The 25395-nt window shown below is 54.9% G+C and carries 21 protein-coding genes; 18 read left to right on the forward strand and 3 right to left on the reverse strand.

Annotation, left to right across the window (positions count from 1 at the left end; translation table 11 throughout):
- The first annotated feature begins 14 nt into the window (after positions 1-14).
- The 11 genes from FD744_RS06295 (at position 15) to FD744_RS06350 (ending at position 12082) form a co-directional block, all read left to right on the forward strand.
- Entirely contained in the window at positions 15-1076 is a 1062-nt protein-coding gene (locus FD744_RS06295; protein ID WP_160867714.1) for an alpha/beta fold hydrolase, read from the forward strand.
- A 115-nt stretch (positions 1077-1191) separates the two neighbouring features.
- Positions 1192-2043, forward strand: a complete 852-nt coding sequence (locus FD744_RS06300) for an aldo/keto reductase (RefSeq protein ID WP_160867715.1) — start codon at positions 1192-1194, stop codon at positions 2041-2043.
- Between the two features lie 31 nt (positions 2044-2074).
- On the forward strand, positions 2075-3064 hold the full coding sequence (locus FD744_RS06305; protein WP_160867716.1) for an aldo/keto reductase: 990 nt from the start codon (positions 2075-2077) through the stop codon (positions 3062-3064).
- A gap of 614 nt (positions 3065-3678) precedes the next feature.
- Positions 3679-5301 carry a TIGR04028 family ABC transporter substrate-binding protein gene (locus tag FD744_RS06315; RefSeq protein WP_160867718.1) on the forward strand — a complete coding sequence of 541 codons (1623 nt, stop codon included), beginning with the start codon at positions 3679-3681 and terminating at the stop codon, positions 5299-5301.
- 12 nt (positions 5302-5313) lie between these two features.
- Positions 5314-6258 (forward strand): ABC transporter permease, encoded by a 945-nt coding sequence (locus FD744_RS06320; protein WP_202403425.1) that lies wholly within the window; start codon positions 5314-5316, stop codon positions 6256-6258.
- Positions 6255-7112 carry an ABC transporter permease gene (locus FD744_RS06325; protein ID WP_160867720.1) on the forward strand — a complete coding sequence of 286 codons (858 nt, stop codon included), beginning with the start codon at positions 6255-6257 and terminating at the stop codon, positions 7110-7112. The genes FD744_RS06320 and FD744_RS06325 overlap by 4 nt, the downstream gene beginning before the upstream one ends.
- Entirely contained in the window at positions 7109-8719 is a 1611-nt protein-coding gene (locus FD744_RS06330; protein ID WP_160867721.1) for an ABC transporter ATP-binding protein, read from the forward strand. Before FD744_RS06325 ends, FD744_RS06330 begins: the two co-directional genes overlap by 4 nt.
- Positions 8716-9720: a putative FMN-dependent luciferase-like monooxygenase gene (locus FD744_RS06335; RefSeq protein WP_160867722.1), complete on the forward strand. Its 1005-nt coding sequence runs from the start codon at positions 8716-8718 to the stop codon at positions 9718-9720. The genes FD744_RS06330 and FD744_RS06335 overlap by 4 nt, the downstream gene beginning before the upstream one ends.
- A gap of 12 nt (positions 9721-9732) precedes the next feature.
- Positions 9733-10836: an alkylhydroperoxidase domain protein gene (locus FD744_RS06340; protein ID WP_160867723.1), complete on the forward strand. Its 1104-nt coding sequence runs from the start codon at positions 9733-9735 to the stop codon at positions 10834-10836.
- A gap of 2 nt (positions 10837-10838) precedes the next feature.
- The gene (locus FD744_RS06345; RefSeq protein ID WP_373424365.1) at positions 10839-11210 is read left to right on the forward strand and encodes a peptidase dimerization domain-containing protein; all 372 of its coding nucleotides are present in this window, start codon (positions 10839-10841) and stop codon (positions 11208-11210) included.
- Positions 11211-11233: 23 nt separating this feature from the next.
- Positions 11234-12082 carry a VOC family protein gene (locus FD744_RS06350; protein ID WP_160867725.1) on the forward strand — a complete coding sequence of 283 codons (849 nt, stop codon included), beginning with the start codon at positions 11234-11236 and terminating at the stop codon, positions 12080-12082.
- A 42-nt stretch (positions 12083-12124) separates the two neighbouring features.
- On the opposite strand, the gene fetB is transcribed toward FD744_RS06350, so the two are convergent.
- The 3 genes from fetB to FD744_RS06365 are packed head-to-tail and all read right to left on the reverse strand — an operon-like array spanning position 12125 to position 14478.
- The gene (gene fetB / locus FD744_RS06355; RefSeq protein WP_160867726.1) at positions 12125-12892 is read right to left on the reverse strand and encodes an iron export ABC transporter permease subunit FetB; all 768 of its coding nucleotides are present in this window, start codon (positions 12890-12892) and stop codon (positions 12125-12127) included.
- Positions 12879-13547 (reverse strand): iron ABC transporter ATP-binding protein FetA, encoded by a 669-nt coding sequence (gene fetA, locus FD744_RS06360; RefSeq protein ID WP_160867727.1) that lies wholly within the window; start codon positions 13545-13547, stop codon positions 12879-12881. The genes fetB and fetA overlap by 14 nt, the downstream gene beginning before the upstream one ends.
- Before the next feature lie 19 nt (positions 13548-13566).
- The gene (locus FD744_RS06365; RefSeq protein WP_160867728.1) at positions 13567-14478 is read right to left on the reverse strand and encodes a MurR/RpiR family transcriptional regulator; all 912 of its coding nucleotides are present in this window, start codon (positions 14476-14478) and stop codon (positions 13567-13569) included.
- Positions 14479-14990: 512 nt separating this feature from the next.
- On the opposite strand from FD744_RS06365, the gene FD744_RS06370 reads away from it, so the two are divergent.
- From FD744_RS06370 to FD744_RS06400, 7 genes are all read left to right on the forward strand, one after another.
- Positions 14991-17114, forward strand: a complete 2124-nt coding sequence (locus FD744_RS06370) for a TonB-dependent siderophore receptor (protein WP_160867729.1) — start codon at positions 14991-14993, stop codon at positions 17112-17114.
- 47 nt (positions 17115-17161) lie between these two features.
- Positions 17162-18253 (forward strand): ABC transporter substrate-binding protein, encoded by a 1092-nt coding sequence (locus FD744_RS06375; protein ID WP_160867810.1) that lies wholly within the window; start codon positions 17162-17164, stop codon positions 18251-18253.
- Between the two features lie 336 nt (positions 18254-18589).
- Positions 18590-19726, forward strand: a complete 1137-nt coding sequence (locus FD744_RS06380; protein WP_160867730.1) for an efflux RND transporter periplasmic adaptor subunit — start codon at positions 18590-18592, stop codon at positions 19724-19726.
- Entirely contained in the window at positions 19723-22806 is a 3084-nt protein-coding gene (locus tag FD744_RS06385) for an efflux RND transporter permease subunit (protein WP_160867731.1), read from the forward strand. The genes FD744_RS06380 and FD744_RS06385 overlap by 4 nt, the downstream gene beginning before the upstream one ends.
- Positions 22803-23507 carry a heavy metal response regulator transcription factor gene (locus FD744_RS06390; RefSeq protein ID WP_160867732.1) on the forward strand — a complete coding sequence of 235 codons (705 nt, stop codon included), beginning with the start codon at positions 22803-22805 and terminating at the stop codon, positions 23505-23507. Before FD744_RS06385 ends, FD744_RS06390 begins: the two co-directional genes overlap by 4 nt.
- Positions 23491-24882 carry a heavy metal sensor histidine kinase gene (locus FD744_RS06395; RefSeq protein ID WP_160867733.1) on the forward strand — a complete coding sequence of 464 codons (1392 nt, stop codon included), beginning with the start codon at positions 23491-23493 and terminating at the stop codon, positions 24880-24882. The genes FD744_RS06390 and FD744_RS06395 overlap by 17 nt, the downstream gene beginning before the upstream one ends.
- A gap of 106 nt (positions 24883-24988) precedes the next feature.
- Positions 24989-25276: a hypothetical protein gene (locus FD744_RS06400; protein ID WP_160867734.1), complete on the forward strand. Its 288-nt coding sequence runs from the start codon at positions 24989-24991 to the stop codon at positions 25274-25276.
- The last annotated feature ends 119 nt before the right edge of the window (positions 25277-25395 follow it).

Consider the following 25395-nt stretch of genomic DNA (forward strand, 5'->3'; position numbering starts at 1 on the left):
AAGAGGGAAAATGTATGGGAAGAAAACTAAGTGCCTGGTGGATCTGTCTGTTGGTTACAGGCTTTGTCACCACGTCGAAAGCTGCCCCCTTGGTAATAGCGGAACAAGGAAGCTTTGCTGCTGGCGGCACGGTAGTTACTGCGCCAGGGGAATTTGATGCAAGAAAACCACTGGACTCTGCAGGCCAGACGTATCACGGCGACCACGCAGCGGTGTTTTATCAAATACCTCAAAATCCACACAAATATCCCATCGTCATGCTCCATGGCGCAGGACAGTTCTCGCGAACCTGGGAAAGCACGCCAGATGGCCGTGAAGGATTTCAGAACCTTTTCCTCCGTCGGGGATTCACCACCTATCTGGTTGATCAACCACGCCGCGGCAGTGCTGGGCGCAGCACAATAGCCGCCACGCTGACAGCGAAACCGGATGAGCAACTATGGTTCAATCAGTTCCGCCTTGGTGTATGGCCCACATTTTTTAAAGGTGTGCAGTTTTCTCAGGATAAAGAGGCACTGAACCAGTATTTCCGCCAAATGACGCCGAATACCGGACCGTTTGACGTCAATGTGATCTCCGATGCCATGTCCGCTGTTATCGACAAAAGCGGCCCTGCCATATTATTCACCCATTCACAGGGCGGCGGCCCTGGCTGGTATACCGCCATCAAGAATAGCAAGGTCAAAGCGATAGTCGCTTTTGAACCTGGAAGCGGCTTTGTTTTCCCCGAAAATGAACTTCCGGCCCCAATGCCTAGCGCGTTCGATACGCTCAAGGGCGAGTCAATTGCGCTTGATAAGTTTATGGCTTTAACCAGAATGCCCATTCTGATTATCTATGGAGATAATATCCCGGATAAACCCAGCGCAATGCCAGCGCAGGACAGTTGGCGTGTGCGGCTGGCAATGGCTCGCCAATGGCGCGATGCCGTGAACAAACACGGTGGAGATGTGAAAGTCATCCATCTTCCGGAGATTGGCATTACAGGAAATACCCACTTCCCCTTCTCGGATCTCAACAATGTACAAATAGCCGATCTGGTGAGTCAGTTTTTAAAAGAAAAAAATCTGCAGTAGCGTAACCGCCGGGGTTTATTAATGAATTGAACTAATAAACCCTAGCTGATTACAGGGTCTAATCAAATCAATCTCCTGACGTTATGCTTTTCGAAATTCACGAAAGGGTAATCTCATGCAGACAGTAAAACTTAATAACGGTCTCGATATGCCTCTGCTGGGCTTTGGTGTGTTTCAGATGACGGATGCCACCGAGTGCGAACGCGCAGTGATTGATGCTATCGAAACCGGCTATCGCCTAATCGACACAGCGGCCTCTTATCAAAACGAAACGCAGGTAGGTAATGCGCTCCAGCAAAGCGGCATAGCGCGCGACGAGTTGTTTGTGACCACCAAATTGTGGCTACAAGATACAAACTACGAAGGCGCTAAAGCACAGTTTGAACGCTCTTTAAACCGGCTGCAGATGGACTATGTCGATCTTTATTTGATCCACCAACCGTACGGCGATGTGCATGGCGCGTGGCGTGCGATGGAAGAGTTGTACGAAGCGGGCAAAATTAAAGCCATTGGCGTCAGCAATTTCCATCCCGATCGCCTGGCCGATCTCATCGCCTTTAATAAGGTTGTGCCCGCTGTGAATCAGATTGAAGTCAATCCCTTTCAGCAGCAGTTGCATGCGGTGCCATGGATGAAGAGTCGAAACATTCAACCAGAGGCATGGGCGCCCTTTGCCGAAGGTAAAAACGGTTTGTTCCAGCATCCGGTTTTGACTGCGATAGGCGAAAAGCATGGCAAAAGTGTGGGCCAGGTGGTGTTGCGTTGGATCTTCCAGCGTGGCGTGGTGTCTCTCGCAAAATCAGTGCGCAAAGCGCGTATGGCGGAAAATATTGACGTGCTCGATTTCGAATTAAGCAGCGATGAAATGGGCCGCATTACCGCACTGGATACCGCAACCAGCGCCTTCTTCTCGCATCGCGATCCGGCCATGGTTGAGTGGCTGACCGGTCGAAAACTCGATGTCTAATCCCTTGCTTCCAAACTTATAGGAGTGACCAATGCAAACACGATATCTTGGAAACACTAAGCTCGAAGTCTCTGCAATTGGCTTGGGGTGTATGGGCCTGAGTCATGGCTACGGCCCTGCGGTAAGCAAGCAGCATGCCATTGAACTGATCCGCAGCGCCTACGAAAAGGGCGTGACGTTTTTTGATACGGCGGAAGTTTATGGTCCTTATCTCAATGAAGAGGTGGTGGGCGAAGCGTTAGCCCCCTATCGCGACAAAGTCGTGATTGCCACCAAGTTTGGCTTTACCTTTGGCGATGATAATAAGCAGCAGAACCTCAACAGCCGACCGGATCATATTCGCCAGGCGATTGAAGGCTCATTAAAACGCCTGAAAACCGATGTGATTGACCTGTATTATCAGCATCGGGTTGATCCTGACGTACCCATTGAGGATGTCGCGGGGACGATTAAAGATCTAATTGCGGAAGGGAAAGTTAAACATTTCGGCCTTTCTGAAGCAGGCCCAGAGACCATTAAGCGTGCTCATGCCGTGCAATCGGTGACCGCATTGCAAAGCGAATACTCAATGTGGTGGCGTGAGCCGGAAGAAACAATCCTGCCTTTGCTTGAAGAACTGGGCATTGGTTTTGTGCCGTTCTCTCCGCTCGGTAAAGGTTTTCTTACCGGCACCATAGATGCGCAAATGACATTTGGAGAAGATGACTTTCGCAGCAAAGTGCCACGATTTGCTGCCGAAGCCAGGGAAGCCAACCTGCAACTGGTGACGTTGGTGCAAAATATCGCGACCGAAAATGGGGTAACGCCTGCACAAATTGCGCTTGCCTGGTTACTGGCGCAAAAACCGTGGATCGTGCCTATTCCTGGTACGACGAAATTGCATCGCCTGGGAGAAAATTTAGGGGCGTCGCAAGTAGCGTTAAACACGCATGAAATACAAAAAATCACCACAGCTCTTCAGGCTATCGATGTGGTTGGCGAGCGTTATCCAGAATCCCTTAGGGCGCGTGTAGGTAGATAAATTACTGGGGTGAACCTGGTTTCAATCCGTAATGTTTTCAAGTTGAGGTCAGATTATCGTTGGTGTACTGCATGGTTTTACCAGGCATCAACTTCTACTGCCCTCAACTCTTACTCAATGTGTAAGTAAACACCCGGCCATTCTTGGTTTGCACGGTAAGTGTCTTGCCTGCGGTAGTATCCAGCGTACGGGTTTCGCTGTATTTCCACATCATAAGGCGTTGCCCTTCCGGATAAGGGGATTCAGAGTCAGGCGGCCCAAACATATTTATCAACTCGGCTCTGGTGGTTTTACCGGTCTGTATTTTCTGAATGTTCGCACTATCGAAATTATGCCCGACGGAGCTTGAGCACGCTGACAGCATAAACATTAAAACCGGGATCCAATATGCTCTCATTAAACGCCCCTCAAGCTGTAAACCATAAATATAAAACCTCTACATTATAGAGAGTTAACGCCACTTTTAATCGGCGAAGAATCTTAATTATTTCCCACAAGTCCATTCATTTTATTTTTTTCGCAAAAGCTTAGTGCAATTCCTTGGTTCTCCTCGCGGGTGCGGCATTTGATGATGAAATCCGCCCGCCGGGCTATTGAATCATAAGGAATTCACCATGAGTAAGCATTTTCACTTGCAGGCATTAAGCTTAGCCCTGCTGACAGGGATATTTAGCGCGCACGCGGCGGACACTCCGGTCAAGGGAGGTACGCTGGTGTATCTTGAACAGCAACCGCATACCAACCTTTATCCGCCTGCTGGTGGTTTCTACCCCAACGGCGGTATCCTCAACCAGATCACCGATAAACTGACGTGGCAGAATCCAACGACGCTGCAGGTTGAACCCTGGGTAGCGGAAAGCTGGAGCAGCAACGCCGATAAAACTGAATACACTTTTAAAATTCGTCCGGACGTCACCTTCTCCGATGGCACGCCGCTGGATGCCAACGCGGTAGCCAAAAACTTTGATACCTACGGCCTCGGCAATAAAGCCCTTCGCTTGCCGGTTTCAGAAGTGATCAATAACTACGATCACAGCGAAGTTGTCGATCCGCTGACGGTGAAGTTCTATTTCAAAAAACCCTCTCCGGGATTTTTACAGGGCACCGCGACCATCGGATCTGGCTTAGTCTCTCTAAGCACTTTGCAACGAAGCTTCGATCAACTGGGTGACGCACGCCATATTATTGGCTCCGGTCCGTTTGTGGTCAGTGATGAAAAACTCGGGCGTGAAGTCGATCTCACCGCGCGTAAAGATTATCAGTGGGGGCCGAAAAATATCGCCCAGCAAGGCCCGGCCAATCTCGATGGCATCAAAATTATCGTCACGCCGGAAGATAGCGTGCGCATCGGCGCATTGTTGGCGGGCCAGGCAGACTTTATCCGCCAGGTGCAGGCCTATGACGAAAAACAGGCGCAGCAGCAAAACTTCCCGATTTATGCCGCACCCACACGCGGTGTAAACGACAGCATCAGCTTCCGTCCTGACAATGCGCTGGTCAGTGATCTGAAGGTGCGCCAGGCGCTGTTGCACGCTACCAACGCGCAGCAAGTGGTGCAGACACTGTTCTCGCCTAACTATCCGCAGGCCACGTCGGTTATTGCTCATTCTGCAGCCGGTTACGTCAACCTCGCCGACAAGCTGAAGTACGATCCCACCCTGGCAAAACAGCTGCTTGATGAAGCAGGCTGGAAGGTCGGTAGCGATGGCATCCGTGAGAAAGAGGGTAAAAAACTCGCCCTCGCCATCTACGAATCCCTGCCACAGCCGCAGAACAAAGAAGTTCTGCAACTGGTGGCACAGCAGTGGCGTCAGGTGGGCGTCGCCTTAGCGGTGAAAGCGGGCGATGCGGGCAGCGCCACGCTGGATAATCTCGATCCGCTGAAAACGCCGCTCAACGTCACGGAAGTTGGCCGTGCCGATCCGGATGTGATCAAAAGCAGTTTCTACCCCACCAACCGTAACGCGCTGCTGCAAAAAGGCGGCTCCAGCGACAAGGTGCAAAACTTCCGCGATGACAAGCTGAATGCACTGCTGGTGGATATCTCAGCGGAAGTGGATCCGGCTAAACGCCTAGCACTGACCGGTGATGTCCAACGCTATCTGCTCGATCAGGCTTACGTGATCCCGATCTTCGAAGAACCGCAAGTGTTCGCGGGTGCTCCCTGGTTCAAAGGCGTGAGCTTTGAAGCGGTGGGTCGTCCTTCGTTCTACGGCGCGTGGCTGGAAAAACACTAAGGCAGGCTGATGATGCAACGTTCTCTGCTGCGAAGAGTGGGTCAAAGCGTGCTGGTATTATGGACCGCGTTTACCCTGTCCTTCTTGCTGCTGCAGGTGCTGCCGGGCGATGCGGTGCTGATTAAATTCCAGAACCCGGATCTGGGCTTGAGCCCGGATCAGATCGCTGAGATGCGGCTGGCTTATGGCGCGGATAATCCACTGTGGCAGCAATATTTTCATACGCTGCTGGCGATGCTGCACGGTGATTTTGGCTATTCAGTACAGGCAGGCGTGTCAGTGAGCGATTTGTTGATCAGCAACCTGCCCGCCACCCTGCAGCTGGCGGTGCTGGGTTTTGCATTGGCCACGTTACTGGCCTTTGCGCTGGCGGCACTGTCTCGCTTGCCCGCACTGCGTCTGCTGCGTTCGTTGCTGCAATCCGTTCCTGCGCTGTTTATCTCGCTGCCCACCTTCTGGCTCGGCATCGCGTTAATTCAGCTCTTCTCCTTCCAGTTGCGCTGGATACCGGTGATCAACCCGTCGCCATTGCAGGGTTTAATCCTGCCGGTGATCACGGTGGCGATCCCGATCTCCGCGCCGCTGGCACAAATCCTGCTGCGTAGTATTGACCAGATTTCAACGCAGCCTTATGTGGCGGTGGCACGAGCCAAAGGCGCCAGCGCCAATCGCGTGCTGTGGCGACACGTGATGCGCAATGCGCTGCTGCCGGTGCTCAACGTGGCCGGTCTGCTACTGGGCGAGTTGATCGCCGGCGCGCTGATCACCGAAACCGTATTTGGTCTCAGCGGTATCGGCCAACTGACGCAGCAGGCGGTCAATAATCAGGATGTCGCGGTGTTACAGGCGGTGGTGATGATCTCTGCGCTGGCCTTTGTCCTGATCAATTTGCTGGTCGATGTGCTGATGCCACTGTTCGATCCCCGTTTGCAACCTATCGCCGGAGGAAGCCGATGAGCCTCGTCGATTACGCCACCGCCCGCCAGCGCGGCGCCACTCCACGTACCCAACGCAGCTGGCAGATTCAGCCCGGACTCTGGCTGGCCTGGGCGGTGATGCTGCTGGCCCTATTAGCGGCATTCGCGCCAGGATTATTGACTCATTACAACCCGACCCAAGGGGTGCCCGGCGCGCAACGTTTAGCGCCGCAGGCCGCGTATTGGCTCGGGACCGATCAGCTCGGCCGCGACCTGTTTGCCCGTATTGTTTACGGTGCTTCACAGTCACTGTCCGCCGCCTTTGCCGCCGTGGCGATGGGCCTGATTGGCGGCATCACGCTGGGCGTATTGGCGGGCGCGGTAGGCGGGCGTACGGAAAACACCCTGATGCGCCTGGTTGACGTGCTGCTGTCGATTCCCTCATTGCTGCTGTCACTCAGCGTACTGATTCTGCTGGGATTTGGCACAGTGCATGCCGCGCTGGCCGTGGGGATTGCCTCCATCGCCAGTTTTGCCCGCCTTGCACGTGGTGAAGTGGTGCGTGTGCGGCGCAGCGAATATGTCGAAGCGGCCTACGGCAGCGGCGGCAGCTTTTGGCAGGTGCTGTGGCGCCACATTCTGCCCAACTCGCTGACGGCGGTAATTGCCTTTGCCGCACTGCAATTTGGTCAGGCGATTCTGGCGCTCTCCACCCTCAGTTTCCTGGGTTATGGCACACCGCCACCTACGCCAGAATGGGGATTACTGATTGCTGAAGGGCGTAACTATCTGGCCACCGCCTGGTGGCTCACCACCTTCCCAGGCATTGTGGTGGTGGCCGTGGTGCTGGCGGCGAATCGCATTAGCCAACAGATCGCCGGAGGTGACGCATGAAAGCATTACTCGCAATAGAAAATCTTTCCATCAGCTATCAACAGAGCGGGCAGTGGCGTGAAGTGGTGCACAACGTGAGCTTCACCTTGCAGGCAGGCGAAATGGTGGCATTAGTCGGCGAATCCGGCTCCGGTAAAACCACCACCGCACAGGCGATCATTGGCCTGCTGGCCGAAAATGGTCGCCGCGACAGCGGCAAGATCGTGTTAAACGGCACCGATATTGCCGACTGGTCAGCCAAACGTATGGACAGCCTGCGCGGCGTCAGTATCAGCCTGGTACCGCAGGATCCCGGCAACTCACTCAACCCGGTGAAAACCATCGGCGATCAGGTGGGTGAGATGCTGCAACTGCATCAGAAAATCAGCAAGTCTGAGCGCCAGCAGCGTGTACTGGAACTGCTGGAAAAAGTCGGGTTGAGCCATCCGCAACAGCGACTGACGCAGTATCCGCATCAGCTTTCTGGCGGCATGAAGCAGCGGGTATTGATTGCGATCGCCCTCGCCTTGCGACCGCAAATTATCATCGCGGATGAGCCCACCAGCGCGCTGGATGTCACGGTGCAGAAACGCATTCTGGATCTGCTGGATGTGCTGCGCCGTGAGTCGGGCACTGCGGTGTTGTTTGTCACGCACGATCTGGCGCTGGCGGCTGAACGCGCCGACCGGTTGCTGGTATTCCGTCACGGCGAGATTCAGGAACAAGGGCCAGCCGCTCAGGTGTTTAATGCGCCTCAGCACCCTTACACGCGCCAGCTGCTGCAAGATGCTTCACCGAACCACACGGCGCTGGCGATTTCACCTGAAGCAAAGTTTTCGACACCCGCGATCCAGCTTTCAGCCATCAACAAGCAGTTCTCACTTGGCAAACAACAGCAGTTACAGGTCGCCAGACAGGTCAGCCTGACAGTGCCACGCGGCACCACGCACGCACTGGTCGGTGAATCCGGCTCTGGTAAAACCACGCTGGCGCGCATTCTGCTGGGATTTGAACAGGCTGACAGCGGACGCGTGGTGATTGACGGCATTGATGCCAGTGCGCTGCGCGGTGAAGCGCTGCGCCAACTCCGACGCAAAATCCAGTTCGTGTATCAGAATCCGTTTGCATCACTGGATCCGCGCCAGACGCTGTTTGCCATAATCGAAGAACCGCTGCGTAATTTCGAAAAACTCAGTGCCGATGATCGTCGCCAGCGGGTTGAAGCCGTGGCTCAGCGAGTGGCACTACCGCTGGAATTACTGACACGTAAACCGCGTGAACTCTCCGGGGGTCAACGCCAGCGCGTGGCGATTGCGCGCGCACTGATCCTGCAACCGGCGATACTGGTGCTGGATGAAGCCACTTCAGCACTGGATGTCACCGTACAGGCGCAGATCCTGCAGTTGTTGCAACAGCTGCAACAGGAACTGGGATTAACCTATCTGTTTATCACCCACGATCTCGCTACGGTGCGCCGCATTGCGCACAGCGTGACCGTACTGAGGGCGGGGGAAGTGGTTGAGCAAGGTGACACCGTCACATTATTTAACGCACCTCAGCATACTTATACCCGTGCACTCATTGACGCCATCCCCGCTATCCGTCCGCTGATTAAGGAGTCTGCATGACGCGTAAACGCATTGGCTTTTTCACCCGCCTGCTGGATGAGGTATCGGCGCAAGAGCGTTATCGCCTCGCCACCGAACAGATTCAGCACGCCGAACGTTTGGGATTCGACAGCGCCTGGATCGCTCAACATCATTTCCATGAGAAGGAAGGCGGTCTGCCTGCGCCACTGGTTTTCCTCGCCCACGTGGCCGCGCACACCCGCACGATTCGTCTTGGCACTGGCATTATTACGCTGGCGATGGAAAACGCGCTGCGCGTGGCAGAGGATGCTGCCGTATTAGACCTGCTCAGTCATGAGCGGCTGGAAGTCGGATTGGGATCGGGCGGCACAAAAACCTCTTTCCTGCCCTTTGGCTTGACCATCGATCAACGCGCCAGTGTGTTTGCCGACCAGCTGCACACGCTGCTTAGCGCCTGGCGCGGCGATACGCTGGCCCATCCGGATAATCATCTCTACCCGCCCGCGCCAACGCTGGCACAGCGCGTGTGGATCGCCACATTCTCGGTTGAGGGTGCCGCGCGAGCCGGCGCTGCTGGCCATGGCTTGATGTTGTCACGCACGCAACCGCGTCCGCCAGGCCAGCCTGATTTGCCGCTGGAGGCGATACAAAATCCAATGATCGATGCCTATCTGGCCGCGTTACCGGCCGGTATTGCACCGCGCATACTCGCCTCGCGCACCGCGTTTGTTGCCGATTCGAATGACTATGCGCGTCGTCTCGCAGAGCCAGGATTGCGGCGCCAGGCTGAGCAGTTTCAGGCTGCTGGCCACGTCATCACTGGCCATACACTGGAAAGCCATGCGCGCCAGCTTGATGCGCACTTTGGCGATGCACCTTCCGTCCTGGCGTCATTGCGCGCCGACTCCACCTTGCAACGTGTCACCGATATCACCTTCCAGGTGCACTCGATCGATCCGCCACACGCCGACATTCTGCGTTCCATTGAATTAATCGCTGATCACATCGCCCCAGAGCTGCGTGCTCTGGAACAGGCTTAACAGGAGAAGATGATGTCTCAACCCGTTGATTTACTCGCCGCCTTAGCGGATATCGATCCCGCATCGCAACTCGCGTTAGCACGCAACGAGCGCCAGGCTGCCACTCAGCACACGCAAGGGAGCTATGAGGTGCTGTTTGGTGAAGATGATGCGGATCTCCCGCTGCAATGGCGGTTTGCCTTAGCCGCGCAGGTCGCCGACTGGCACGGCGCCACCCGCTTACAGGCGCATTATCAGCAACAGGTGAACAACAAGGCACATGACGCGCGCTTTGCGGCCGGTCACGCCTTTGCCGAACTGCTCAGCTTGCACCCGGTGGATGCAGCGCCCAAACACATTCAAAACCTGCAAAGCGCTGGCTGGGCACCGCGTGGCATCGTCACCCTCGCACAGTTAATCGCCTTTGTGAGCTTCCAGAGTCGTTTACTGACCGGTTTACGCCTGCTCAACGGCGAGCAGAGTGACGCGCAAGCGCACGCCGTGGCTGGCAAGTGGCACGATGCACCGTTGACGTTGAGTGGCCAAAACGCCCTCACCGCCTTTACCCAGCAAGAGTTAGGCTGGGAACCCTGGCTGGCAGCCAAACCGCTCAACGAATTTACCGCCGATGAACAGGCTACGTTGAAGAAAAACGGCCACAGCGACTCCGATTACTTCCGCCTGCTGGCACGTCATCTGCCGCTGCTGGAACAGCGAACGCTGACCGACAAAGGCATCTTTTACACCGCTGGAGGATTGCCGCGTGCCGAGCGTGAACTGGCGGCCACCGTGGTCAGTAAAGTGAATGGCTGCATCTTCTGCGCCTCGGTCCACGCGCGTAAAGCCAGCCAGTTATCAAAAGACGATGCGGCAGTGCAAAAGCTGCTGAATGTTGCACCGGGCGCAGAATTGGCACACGGTCAGTCACCACGCTGGGCCGCGATTATTGACCTGGTCGCGACGCTTTCCATCACTCCCGCTGCCGCCAGCCTGCAACAGGTGCAGACATTACGCGATCAGGGCTTCACCACGCTGGAACTGCTTGATGTGATCCAGTCCGCTGCTTTCTTTGCCTGGGCAAACCGTTTGATGTTGACGCTGGGCGAGCCTTTTTTACCTGAACACTCACAAGGATGACCATGACCGGGCAAACCCACTCCGCGCAGCGTTTTCACATCACCCTGACCGGTAAAGGCGCGCATGCCGCACGGCCACATGAAGGCATTGATGTGATTGTGATCGGCAGCCATATCGTTTCTGCGCTCTATGCACTCCCCAGTCGTCATCGCCAATGGACGCTGGGTATTACGCGCTTAACGGCCGGTAACAGCTGGAATGTGCTGCCTCAGACAGCGGAGATCGAGGGCATCGTCCGCAGTCAGGATCAGCACACCGATAAGCAAATCACCACCCTGATTGCCGGCATTGCCGCCGGTTTTGGCGCGGAAACGCACGTCCACTGGCAGCCACTGTCAGCATCCGAACCGGACGCGCCAGCATGGGCGCGGTGACCATAAGAGCAAGGAGGAAAGCGATGGCGATTCCCGTACCGATTCCCCGGCTGGATCACGTGGTGATCAACGTGGCCGATCAATTAGATGAGGCCAGTGCGCTGTTTCGTCGGTTGGGGTTTCAGCTCACCAAACGCGGCCATCATTCGCTCGGATCCAGTAACCATCTGGCCGTGTTTGGTGATAACTATCTTGAGCTGCTCGGCTTCGAGCCGGGGCGTGCCAGTTTACGTCAGGATGTGTGGCAGTCACCGATTGGCCTGAGCGGGTTGGTGTGGAAGACCGAGGATGCCGATGCAGTATGGCGTTATCTTGAGAGCCAGGACATTGATGGCGCTCTGCCTGCCAGCTTCTTCCGTCCGGTGCAGTTGCCGGATGGCAATGAGGATCAGGCACGTTTCCGCACCGTGCAATTACGACCCGCGCTGGTGCCGAATGGGCGCAGTTTCTTCTGCCAGCACGAGACCCCACACGCGGTATGGCAGGATACATGGCGTCAGCATCCCAATGGCGTGACTGATATTGTCGAATTTGTGGTGGTGGCGCAGGATCCTGCGGCGGCAGCACAACCTTACAGTCGGCTGTTTGGGGCTAATGCGCTCACCGCCTGCCAGCAAGGTGCCTTCGTATTAAAAGCCGGCGTGGCGACGGTGCGCTTCGCGGCTGCCGGCTATGTCACACAACGTTTCGCCGGATTACCACCCGATTACAACGGTAGTGCACGCATGGCGGCGTTGAGCTTACGCAGTGTGGATCTGCGCAAGGTGAAAGCCAGTTTGCTGCTGGGCGATATCCCGTTCCACGAAGAGGAATCCGCGCTTATCGTCAGTGCTGAGCATGCTTTTGGCGTGGCACTGCGGTTTCAGGAGTAATCTTCACATTCAGGGCGGCCCTGAGGGCCGCGCCCTACCCAGTTAAATCCCGATCTTCAGCTGTGCACGCGCAGTATAGAAACGACGATACGACAAATACGCGGCAATGATGGTCGAGAGGCTGGCGGTACCGATCAGCATAAAGGTCACCATAATCTGGTATTTAATCGCTTTCACCGGATCGATTCCGGCAAAAATCAATCCTGACATCATGCCGGGAAGACTCACCAGCCCCACGGTTTTTGCAGCATCGACTGTCGGGATCATTGCCGCGCGGATGCTGTCACGAATCAACCGACCCGAGGCGAGCTTCACCGAAGCGCCCAGACTCAGCATCTCCAGAATCTTCTGCCGATTATCGCTAAACCTCTGATTGAGATTGGTGAAACACAGACCCACCGCCACCATCGCGTTGCCCGCAATCATGCCGGAAATCGGGATCACCTGCATCGGGATAAACTCAATGGCGCCACTCAACAGCAAAATGGTGAGGGTGAGCGCCGTGCCGGTGGTGATCGCCACGAAAGAGATCGTCAGCGCATGGTCAATATTACGGCTGCGTTTGCGCGCGTTCAGTGCCGCATTCACGCAGATAAACAGCACCATCAGGATGGTCAGCCAACGGTTATTGAGGTCAAAGATCGACTTCAACACGTAACCCACAATCACTAACTGCACAATGGCCCGGCACACGCTCCAGATGATGTCTTTGCTCATGCCGAGCTTCTCTTTCTGGCTGATGATCAGTGCGATTATCACCAGCATCAGCGACAGCAGCAGTGAGCAGTCGGTAATATTATGCTGACTCATGCAACTCTCCTCTTTCCGGTGCCGTCAGTCGCAGCACGTTCTCCGCATGCTGGATCTCATCGGGATCGTGACTGATCCACACCACCGCCAACTGTTGCTCCTGCACCCGCTGCTGAATCAGCTGCTGGACAACCGTCTTGTTCTCTTCGTCCAGTGCGCTCGTCACCTCATCTAACAGCAACACTTTGGGCAGGAATTGCAGATTGCGCAGTAAACCTACGCGCTGTTTCTCACCTCCTGACAGCTGTTCAACCGGTTTATCCAGCATCTCAGCATCCAGATGCACGCTCTCCAGAGACGCCATCAGCGCCTCGCGTGGCGGCTTCTGTTGCCGGATTTGCCACGGCAGCGCCAGATTGTCATACACTGTCTCGCCAAACAGCTGCGGCGTTTGAAAACAGTACGATACCTGCTGGCGATACAGCTCGGCTTTTATCATGGCGATATCACGGTTCTCAAAGCGGATCTGTCCAGCGGTGGGGGCCAGTAGCGAGGCCAGAATCTTCAACAGCGTGCTTTTTCCACTGCCTGAGGGCCCGGTCAGCAGCAAAAAATCACCTGCGTTAAGTTGCAGTGAAACAGGTGCCAGTAAGGTTCGCCCTTGCATAGCATAAGTAACCCTCTGCACTTCAAGCAGAGGAGAATCGCTGGTCATGTTCGCTTCCACAATAGGTTCAGGACTTGTTGGTTTTGCGCGCGCCGGGGCGCGTCAAGGCATTACTGATCTCATACAGTTTGCTCATGCTTTCCATGGTGGCAACCGGCGTGGTGGCCGCCAACCCCAGCACTAAAATTTCCAGACAGATCATTGGCGTGGCATGTACCGGCATTTTATCCGCGTCGCGACTGCGGGGGATCTCAATGGTGACATCAGAGCGTTGGGCAAAGATGCTGTCTGGCGCGCCAGTGAGCACAATGATTTTCATTCCCAGCCGCTGAGCCTCGGCCAGCGTTACCAGCCCTTCCGGATGCGCGCTACTTTGTACCAGCATGATCAACACATCGGCATGGCGCATCTCGGCAATTTGTTCGCTGAGGGCAATGCCGGTGCGATTCAGGACATATGAGGATGTGCCATTGCGTTTGAACAGACGGGCTGTGTAGTCGGCCAGTATTGCAGACGCACCAATGCCGAAAATAGCCACGCGATCCGCCTGCTGCAAAAGGTCGATCGCCTGCTGAATCGCCTGGCGATTGGCGCTGGAGGCAAGCATATCGCAGCTAATACGATAACTATCCAGCACAAAATCAACACTGCCTTTGGCATCCTGTGACAAGGCATTCACCGTGGAAGCCACGCGTGCCGGCGAGCGCTGTGTGACGCCCAGGAACTCCGCCATCACAATCTTCAAGTCGCGGAAACCGGAGAATCCTAACGCCTGAATGGCGCGGATCACTGTGGCATCCGAGGTTTGGGTATCGATGGCAATGCCCAGCGCGGTTTTATCCAGTACCACACTCCGGTGCTGATGGATGTAATTCGCCACTTTAAACAGGCGCGGCGTGAGCTGATGTTTAGCGGTGTGAAAACGCTCTCCGTAGAGATCGTAGGGCCGCTTGCTGGTTTTAGGCACGGAATCAGTCACGGTTAAAACACCTTGTTAATAAGTAAGTTACGCTGCCAAACGCGACCTTCGCAACGTCACGCAGCGCGAGAGTAATCCAGAACAGGTCACGAAGCAAAGCGTGAATGCGCCTTTACCCCTTCACAAAAGAGGCAGCAGTAAACGTATTATTCCGATGAAAATTAAGAATACCTTAATTTAATTAAAATAAATGAATGCCTCAAATATATTAACGACACTGGAGAGTGAGAGGCGAGCGTCGATAAAATGTAGTAAAATTAAATCATGATTAATGAAACTACATTCACTACTACATTTTTAGAATAATATTAGATAAAACAGTGCATTTAAAAACTACATATCAACGACAGTTGCATGAAGCAGGTGTTTTATGCCGCAGAATCCAATAAAAAAATAATCAATAAAATACGTCAATGAGATGAAAAATCGGCATTATTTTGTTGTAAATGGAAATCAATCTCATTACCATCCGCTCTTCTGAATATTTCCCTTTTTGATGCGGATTTAACTTAATGAAGTATCTTTGCTTATTTTCATCAGCGGTAAAATATACGCTCTCTGGCTCTCAGGTATTACTGGCTTCCACCCTGCTGTACAGTTATTCAGCCAGCGGCGCGGATCAAACCTTGACCGTGACAGCCGCTCCGGAAACCACCTCCAGCAGCTACAACCAGGACGATGCTGCGGCGACACTGCGCACCTCAACGCCACGCAACGAAACACCGCAGTCAATCAGCGTGGTGACGCCACAAGTGATGAAGGATTATCAGGTCACCAGCCTGAATGATGCGGTGAAATTCGTCAGTGGTGTCACCCAGGGCAATACGCTGGGGGGGACAGAGGATGGTTTTGTTAAGCGTGGTTTCGGCTCCAACACCGACGGTTCAATCTTCATCGACGGCGTACGCAGTAACCAGGGTCTGACCATGGATGCCAGCATCGATCATGTTGAGGTGCTGAAAGGATCCTCATCGCTGCTGTACGGCATTCTGAATCCCGGCGGCATTATCAATCTGGTGAGTAAAAAGCCGCAATACGAGTGGAACACCCACATCAGCGGTGAATCCAGCAGTTACGGCGGTGGCACTGGCATGGTCGATATCACCGGTCCACTCGGTAACGGCTTTGCTTTCCGCATGGTGGCTGAACGTCAGCGCGAGGATTACTGGCGTAATTTTGGCGTTAACGAACATACCCTGCTGGCGCCGTCATTAAGCTGGTACGGCGATCGCGCGTCCTTCAACGTCAGCTACGTCGAGTATAAATACGATGTGCCCTACGACCGTGGTACGGCGTTTATTGGCGGGAAACCGGTCGATATTCCTTATAACCGTCGTCTCGACGACAATGCGAACCATGCCTGGGGCAAAAACAAGCGCCTGAACGTCTCATACGGTTACAACCTGAATGACATCTGGGATACGCATCTCAACTACGGCTGGATGCAGCGCCGTTATGACAGTAACGAAGTGCGCGCCACCGCCATCAACACCACGACCGGTATCGTTTCGCGCCGTGCTGATGCTAACCGCGGCTTCAACCATCAGACGGAATATGTCTCCTGGGATATCAGCGGTTCTCCCACTATCGCGGGCATGCAGCACGACTTGTTGGTGGGTGTCGATTATGAGCAGAACGAAACCTATAAAGCGCGATCTTATCGCGGCACTGTTTCACGCACCTTCAATATGTACGACCCGGTGTACGGCGAAGAGCCGATCGTCAGCGACAGCACCTATAACGATGCGCTGAGCAATCTGCGCACCAATCTTTATAGCCGCTCAGTGTTTGCCAAAGACAGCATTCATCTGACGGATAAATGGATTGCAGTGTTGGGTGGCCGTTTCCAGCGCTATACCCAAACCTCCAGCAACGGCTTTATCGATCCTGAAACCACACTCAACGATCGCGGCAACGCTTTCCTGCCGCAGTTGGGGGTGGTGTACAAAGTATTGCCGGATGTCTCACTGTACGGCAGCTACAGCAAATCGTTTACGCCATCCACCCAAACCGACGATGACGGCAACGTGGCGTCCACCGAGAAAGGCACCACCTGGGAAGTCGGTTCTAAATGGCAGGTTGCGCCCAATCTGGCGGCCACACTGGCGCTGTACCGCATTGATGAAGAGGACATGTCGATTTTCATTAACGGCGTGACGCGCAACATTCCCAAAGCACGCTCGACCGGTGCGGAGCTGGAGGTTAACGGCGAGTTTGCGCCTGACTGGAACCTGATCGCCAACTACAGCTACGACAAAACTGAGATTGTTTCCGACAACGTGAATCCTGACAACGTCGGCAACCGTCTGGTGAACGCCCCGACCAATATGGGCAGCCTGTATCTCAGCCACACCCTGCGTTTCTCCTGGCTGCCGGGTGAACTGCGCCTGGGCGGCGGCGGACGCTATGTCGGTACTCGTGCTGGCGATCCGGAAAACAGCTTCGTGATGCCTGCTTACACCGTGGCCGATGCGTTTATTGCCTGGGACAGCCAGTTGATCGGTAAGCACACCCAGCTGAAGCTCAACGTGAAAAACCTGTTCAATCGCGAATACTACGAATCCAGCGCCGGTAATCTGCGCGTGATTGAGGGTGAACCGCGCGTTATGTACTTACAGGCCGCTGTCGACTTCTAATCTGTTGCGCTCCGCCTTTCAGGGCGGAGCCCACTGTGAGCAATGCGATGAAAAGAGTGCTACTGACTTTGCTGCTGGTATTGCCACTGGCGGCGCAGAGCAAAACCCTGACGGATAGCCTGCAACGCCAGGTGAAGGTTCCGGACAATCCACAGCGGATTGTGATTGGCGAAAGCCGGATGATCTATACCCTCGCCCTGGTGGAAGACGGCAACCCGGCGAAACGGGTGGTGGGCTGGCCTGCAGATCTGCGCAATCTGGATAAACAGACCTGGGATCGTTACGTCAAAGCCTTCCCGGAGATTGGCAAGATTACCCAGATTGGCAACTCTAACTTCTCGCAGCTGAACGTAGAGAAGATTATCGCGCTGCAGCCGGATTTGGTGATCCTGCCGGTGTATGCGCGTACTCCGCCCAATAACTCGCAGTTTATGCTGCAGCTACAGGCCGCGAATATCCCAGTGCTGTTTCTCGATTTCCGCGTTGATCCGCTGACGAATACCGTTGCCAGTCTGCGTACGCTCGGTGCAGCACTCAATGATGAAGCCAAAAGCGAACGCTTTATCGCGTTCTATCAGCAGCACATGCAGCGTATTCACGATCGCTTAGCCAACTGGCACGGTACGCGGCCGAAAGTGATGCTGCAATTACATCTGGGTAAGAAAGCCGAATGCTGTACCACGGTGGCGCATGGCAATCTGGCGGATTTGATCGCCTTCGCCGGGGGCGACAATATTGCCGCCGGGCGTTTCCCCGCCGTGTTTGGTCAGCTCAACCCGGAAGCAGTGATTGCCGCTAATCCCGATATTTATATCGCCACCGGATCTTCGGGCCCGGAAGAGACCAGCGCGCTGCAACTCGGGCCACTGGTGAATGCGGAACAAGCCAAAACCACCTTCCTGCGTGCGTTAGCCCAGGATAGCACGGTCTCGGCCCTGCCCGCCCTGCAACAGCAGCGCGCCGCCGCCTTCTGGCAAAACTTCTACATGAGCCCATGGCATCTGCTGGCCGCCGAATTTTTTGCCAAAACGTTCCATCCACAGCTGTTCCACGATCTTTCTCCCGACGACACGCTAAGAGAGATGAACCGGCAGTTCCTGCCGATTCCAGAAACCGGCACCTACTGGACCCACAATTGATTTTTTTGGGGCGGCTAACCGAAGCGCATCAGTCCTAAGGTTGAATTAATCTTGATTCGCGAAAATAGCCTCATGACCACGAGGATATTTTTATGAAATCGATGTTTGTTCGTCCCGCCAGCGAATATATGGCGCTGGCGCTGAGCCTGTTTGCCGTTGTGAGTTTTCTGACTATCTGGTTCACCCGCTAAAACGCCACACTGTGGCGTTTTTCTTTTTGTAACCCACTGAAGTATCTGCGCATCTGAAGATGACAAATTTGTCATCTGCCTCTTTCCATTCTGTTCGGTGGCCTTCGATAAACTTGTGAAAAATGACAACGCTCGTCGAGGCACCATGGCTTTTCAATCTAAACACTCCCTTCTGCTGATGGTCGGCTTGATCGTCGGCGGGAGCGGCTGGTATTTCTGGCCGAAACAACCGGCCGATGCGGCCGTGAAACCCGCCCACGCCCCGGTGCTGGTGAGCATGATCAGTGCCACGGTGAAACCGCTGCCGATTACGCTGGCAACACAGGGCCATGTGGTGCCACTCAACCAGGTGGATATCCAGGCGCAACTCACTGGCACGGTGAAAAGTGTCGATTTCCATGAAGGGGATTTCGTTAAAGCCGGGCAGCAACTGTTTACGCTTGATGATGCCAGCCAGCAGGCCGCCTATGATCGGGCGGTGGCCGCGGCAGGGGAATCCAAAGCGTTGCTGGTGAAAGCACAGAATGATCTGCAACGCGGTCGCCTGTTAAAAGCGAAAAACTACATCTCTTTGTCTGACTGGGACACGCTGCAAAGTAACCTTCAGCAGTATCAGGCTCAGTTCAAGGCCGCACAGCAAGATGTGCAAACTGCACAGGTCAACCTCGGCTATACGCGCATTACCGCACCTGTTGGTGGAAAAACCGGGGCGCTGAATGTGCATCCCGGCAGCCTGGTGCAACCCGGCAGTACCTTGCCTCTGGTATCGCTCATTCAGTTCGACCCGATTGGTGTCGCTTTCACCCTGCCTGAGAACGATCTAAAGCCCGTACTGGCTGCTCAGTCACAAGGCCCGGTGACCGTCTGGGTGGAGGATGCCAGCGGTAAGCCGACGCCAGGCACCCTCGACTTTATTGATAACAGCGTCAGCACCACCAGCGGCACCATTACGCTTAAAGCCCACTTCGATAACCATCAGCACCTGCTGTGGCCCGGTCTGTTCCAGAACGTCAAAGTTGATGCGGGCGTCACGCCCGATGCCGTAGTTTTGCCGCCGCAAGCCGTGCAAAACGGCCCCGATGGTCACTTCGTCTATGTAATTGATGGGCACAATCAGGCGCAAGCACAAACCATTACACTGCTGCGCGTGCAGCAGTCGCTGGCGGTGATCAATGGACTCGCGCAAGGCACTAAAGTGGTGAATGAAGGTGCGAATAACTTACGCCCCGGCATGACGGTGCAAATCGCCAGCAACATTGATAAGGCGGTAATGCAGCCATGACCTTCTCTGAACGCTGTTTGCAGCGGCCGATTGCCGTGCTGTTGTTTTGGATCGCCATCATGGTGGCAGGTGAAGTGTGCTGGCAGCATTTGCCGGTGGCCGCCCTGCCCACATTTGATACGCCCACCATCAAAGTGAACGCCTCACTGTCAGGTGCCAGCCCGGAAACCATGGCTTCCTCAGTGGCCACCCCGCTGGAGAAGAATCTGGCGACTATTCCGGGTGTGGCGACCATGACCTCGACCAACCTCGAAGGCGCCACCACCATCGTGCTGGAGTTCGATCCCTCGGTTAACATCGATTCGGCCTCGGTTGATGTTCAAGCCGCGCTGTATCAGTCACTGAAAAAACTGCCTTCGCAGATGACCACGCCGCCGACCTTCCGCAAAGTGAATCCCGCGGATGCGCCAATTGCACAGATCAGTCTGGATTCGCCCTCGATGACGCTCTCCGATCTCAACCGTTACTCGGACGATCTGATCTCGCCGTCGCTGTCGATGATCAAGGGCGTGGCGGAAGTCACGGTGATTGGTCAGAAGCGCTATGCCGTGCGCGTGGAAGTCGATCCCGCCAAGCTTGCTGCCACCAACATGACGCTGGAAGAACTGCACACCGCGCTGAAAGCAGCCAATGACAATTCTCCGGTGGGTGAGCTGGATGGCAAACGGCAAATGATGATGTTGCAGACCAGCGGCGACCTGCGTAATGCCAGCGACTTCAGTCAGGTGGTGGTGGCAACGCGCAATGGCCAGCCGGTCAGGCTTTCAGACATTGCCAGCGTGCAGGACAGCATCGAAAACACCCTGAGCCACAGTGCGGTGAATAATCACACCGCCATCGTGCTGAGTGTGACACGCCAGCCGGGTGCTAATCTGGTGGCGACGCTCGACACCATCAAGCAACTGTTACCAAAATTACAGCAGCAGATGCCCGCGTCGGTGCACATGCAGTTGCTGAATGACCGTTCGATCTCGGTACGCAACGCCATTCACGACGTCAACCTCACCCTGCTGCTGACCATTGCGCTGGTGATCATGGTGATCCTGCTGTTCCTGCGCCATGTGCGCGCCACGGTGATCCCGGCATTGAGCGTGCCGATTTCGCTGCTGGGTGCGTTTGGCCTGATGTATGCCTTTGGTTTGAGCCTCGATAACATTTCATTGATGGGGTTGACCATCGCCGTCGGGCTGGTGGTGGATGATGCGATTGTGGTGCTGGAAAATATCATGCGCTACATCGAACAGGGCGAAGATCCTAAAAAGGCTGCGCTGAAAGGCGTCAGGGAAGTCGGCTTTACCGTGATTTCCATCTCGCTGTCGCTGGTGGCGGTGTTTATCCCCATCTTCTTTATGCCCGGCACCATGGGCTTGCTGTTCCATGAATTTGCCTGGGTGGTGTCACTGGCGATTCTGGTATCGGCCGCCGCCTCACTCACCATCATCCCGCTGCTGGTGCCAATGTTGATGCGTCATGATCCTCATCACGCCAAACCTGAACCGGCATGGAGCCAGCTGTTTGAGCGCGGGTTTGAGAATCTGCGCCAGCACTATGCGCGCGGATTGAATTGGGCGGTGGATCACCGCGCGGTCACGCTTTCGGTGGCGGTGTTAACCGTGGCACTCACCGCCTGGCTGTATACCAGTGCCCCCAAAGGTTTCTTCCCACAGGAGGATATCGGCCAGGTCACAGCGAATATCGATACGCCGCAGGATATGTCCTACGACGCACGTAAAGAAGTGGCCTTCCAGTTGGGTAATACGCTGTTAAAGGACAGCGCGGTTGAGACATTGGTGACGAAAGTGGATCACGACACCACTCAGCTCAACATTACGCTGAAGGACGCCAGCCAGCGCCCGGCCATGGCGCAAGTATTGCAGCAGATGCGGGCTGAAACCCACTACATGCCGGGTATCCAGGTGTTCTTCAGTCCGGTGCAGAACTTTAAGGTTGGAGGCCGTGCAGCGAAAAGTACTTATCAGTACACGCTGCAATCGGTGAGCAGCAGCAGCGGCTTAAGCCTCAACGACTACACTAATCAACTGATGGCGGAGATGAACAAGAGCGGCGTGTTTGTCGGTGTGAACAGCGATGCCCAGCTCAACGGTTTACAGGCGCAGCTCACCATTGACCGTAACAAAGCTTCACTACTGGGCGTCGATCTCGACCAGATCCGCAGCAATTTGTACGCCGCCTTTGGCACATTGCAGGCTTCCACCATCTATGCACCGGAAGACAGCTATGAGGTGATCATGGAAGTGCAGCAACCGTTCCGTCAGAACGAGAGTGACCTGTCACAGATCTATGTCCGTTCTGCGTCGGGCGATCTGTTGCCGCTGTCGACCTTCACGCACATCAGCCGCGTACAGGGCGTCACCGCCGTGAACCATCAGGGCCAGTTGCCCGCGATTACCATTTCCTTTGACCTTGCGCCAGGCAAGTCTCTGTCCGATGCCACGCAAGCCATCAGCCAGGCGGAAAGCGCCATCAACCTGCCCGCCACGGTGTTTGGCAACTACGCCGGACAAGCGGCGCTGTTTCAGCAGTCTCAGAGTAGCCAGGTGTGGTTGATCGTGCTGGCGCTGGCGGTGATTTATGTGATTCTCGGCATACTGTATGAGAGCTGGATCCACCCCATTACCATTTTGCTGGGCCTGCCCTCTGCAGCCGTTGGCGCGCTGCTGTCGCTCAGATTGATGGGACTGGACCTGACCTTTATTGCCATGATCGGCATCTTGCTGCTGATTGGTATCGTGAAAAAGAACGCCATCATGATGATCGATTTTGCCTTGTCGGCGCAGCGTGAACAGGGGTTGAGCGCACATGACGCCATCATTCAGGCCTGTTTGCAGCGTTTCCGTCCCATCATGATGACCACCCTGTGCGCCATCATGGGTGCGCTACCGATTGCCTGCGGCTGGGGTGCTGGCGCCGAGTTACGCCAGCCGATGGGCGTGGCCGTGGTCGGTGGCCTGGTGTTTTCACAATTCATCACCCTGTTTATCACGCCGGTACTGTATCTACTGTTTGACCGTACCGGTTCGCGGCTGGATGCGCTGACCCACGCAACGGAGGAAGCATGAGACTGTTATTGGTAGAAGACCAGCAGATGGCGGCGGATTACATCGCCAAAGGCCTGCGCGAGAATGACTTTGTGGTGGATGTGGCCGCCAACGGTATTGATGGTCTGCACCTGCTGCTTACCCACGATTATGACCTGGCAATCCTCGATGTGATGTTGCCCGGTATCAATGGCTGGAAGCTGCTGGAGATGGCGCGGCAAGCCGATCGCGCCACACCGGTCATGTTTCTCACCGCGAGAGACGATATTGAAGATCGCGTCAAAGGGCTGGAGCTGGGCGCGGAAGATTACCTGATCAAGCCCTTCTCTTTCAGTGAACTGCTGGCACGCGCGCGGGTGATCCTACGCCGTCAGACGCCCAGTGCAGTGTTGAGCAATGACGAATCCCAGTTGCAGATTGGCGGGCTGGTGCTGGATTTTGTGAAGCACAAAGTCTCACGCGAGGGTAACCGCATCGAGCTGACGCAGAAAGAGTTTCTGCTGCTGAGCCTGTTGATGCGCCGCAGCGGTGAAGTGTTATCGCGAACGGTGATCGCCGAGCAGGTGTGGGACATGAATTTCGATCCTGAAACCAACGTGATTGACGTGGCGATCCGCCGTTTGCGCGGCAAAATTGATGATAACTACAAGGTAAAACTGCTGCACACCATCCGGGGTGCCGGTTATGTCCTGGAAGAAAAAGAGCATGCTGATACCCCGTAACGTCCCGATCACCGTTCGTCTCACCCTGTTCTTCTCTGTGGCGATGGCGATAGTCCTGTACAGCGTCTCCGGCCTGCTCTATCAAACGTTACGCGACCAGCTCAACAGCAAGGATGTCAATGAGTTGCGCAGCACGTTACAGTTCCAGAAAGAGATTGCCAGCACCATCAGCGAACGTCAGGGTCCGCAGGAGCAGTGGCAAAAGGAGTTGTTCGAGTTCATCGCTGAGCAGGATCGCCTGTCACTGCGCATTATCAGCCCGGATGGCAAGGTCTGGTCTCAGTCGAAAAATATGCGCGTACCGCAATCCGCCTATCCTGCCCCGACCAAAGACTTTAACTACCAGAGCTGGAAGCACCATGACGGTGAGCTGCACGAGAAGTATCTGATTACCGCCACCACTTTCCCGCTCAAAGACAAAGAGCTGTGGCTGGTGCAGGCCGCGCTCAACGTCTCACGCAATAATGAAATTATCGAAAATTACTGGGCGCGCATGCAGATTGCTGCTGCGCTGGCGATCCTGCTGTTTGCTGCCTGCGGCTATGGTCTGGCGCGTCGAGGCTTGCGTCCGCTGCGGGTGATCAGTCGCCAGATTGAGACCATCAACGTGGAAGAGCTGCACACGCGGTTGGCCACCGAGCGCTGGCCGTCAGAATTAGTGGTGTTAGCCTCTTCGTTCGACAGTATGCTCACGAGACTGGAAGCCTCCTTTGCCCAGCTGACGCGCTTCTCTTCCGACCTCGCGCATGAGCTGCGCGCACCGATCAATAATTTGATTTCAGCAGCCAGCGTGACCCTGAATCAACCGCGCAGTGCGGCAGATTATCAGGAGACGTTAGAGGCGATAGTGGAAGAAGGTGAACGACTGTCGCGCACCGTCTCCTCGATGCTGTTTTTGGCGCGTGCCGATAACAGTCGCGAGCCGTTGAAAAAGGAGTCGCTGAATAGCGCCAATGAGTTCCGTCGTCTGATTGGCTTTTACGACATTCTGGCGGAGGAGAAGAACATCACGCTGATACAAACGGGCGAAGAGTCATTTATCGCTGATCCGCTACATTTTCAGCGCGCCATTTCTAACCTGCTGTCGAATGCTCTGCACTACACGCCCAATGGCGGTGAGATCACTCTGCGCGCCGTCCGCGAGCCTCACTGGCTGCATTTTAGCGTGCAGGATAATGGTGAAGGCATCGAACCCGAACATCTTCCGCATCTGTTTGAGCGTTTTTATCGTGCCGACCCTTCACGCACCAGCACCGAAAATACCGGCCTGGGATTAGCGATTGTGAAAACCATCGCCGAGTTGCACGGCGGTAAAGTCGCGGTCATCAGCACACTCGGTAAAGGCAGCACCTTTACTTTCTCGATTCCGCAATAATATCGCCTGTCAAAATTGTCATCTTCAGGTTTGAGTGTGGTCACCACCACAGTGAGAAAATAACGCTATCAACACAACCGTTGTTATTAACCACAAGGTGACCACCATGAAACAGAAATTAGTGATGATTCTTTTAGCCGCGTTTTCCCTGTTAGCTGTCACTCAGGTTGAAGCCAATATCGGCGTCGAACGCACCGCCAATACCTGGCTATTAACTCCCGCCAGTTGGCATCCCGGCACACCAAATAAACTGTACGAGAATTATCCTTTCGATCTCGGCGAGCGCAAAATTAATATGGGAGATGAGGATCAACCCCGTCATTTTGATAATGACAGCCAGCAACACCCTTTGACCGATAAATCGGTGCATTCACCGGTCTATCAACAGCAATAAATCTACTCAATAGCTTGAGTAAGTTTAGCTAAAAAGGGCTTGATGCTAATGGCCATAACGCCTCTGCGGCTGCAAGGGCTATCCGCAGCGCTGAGGCTTTTACGTTGGGCCAGGAGCCT

The sequence above is a fragment of the Pantoea sp. Taur genome (genome assembly GCF_009830025.1).
GTDB classification, from domain to species: domain Bacteria; phylum Pseudomonadota; class Gammaproteobacteria; order Enterobacterales; family Enterobacteriaceae; genus Pantoea; species Pantoea communis.